Annotated in this window: 1 protein-coding gene; it reads right to left on the reverse strand. The window is 69.9% G+C overall.

Annotation, left to right across the window (positions count from 1 at the left end):
• On the reverse strand, nt 1-219 hold a 219-nt coding region (locus ABFP37_RS22700), incomplete at both ends, for a hypothetical protein (RefSeq protein WP_347035058.1).

Below are 219 nucleotides of genomic sequence, written 5' to 3' on the forward strand. Positions count from 1 at the left end.
CCCGTGTGCAGTGTCGCCGCCGTCGAAGTGTTCGTGTCCGTCCCTCCGGCCGTGTCCGCCGCCGCGGTGTCTGCGTCCGTGGTGGTGACGTCGGCGCCCTCTCCGCCCTCTGTGCCGGTTCCGGGGCCGGTGGTGGGTGGGGTGCGGGGGTTGGTGGCGGTGTTCATGACGGTGAGGAGGTGTTCGTATTGGTCGGCGGTGGCGAAGATTTCGAGGTGG

It is taken from the genome of Burkholderia sp. RS01 (assembly GCF_039748055.1).
Lineage (GTDB): Bacteria > Actinomycetota > Actinomycetes > Actinomycetales > Micrococcaceae > Arthrobacter.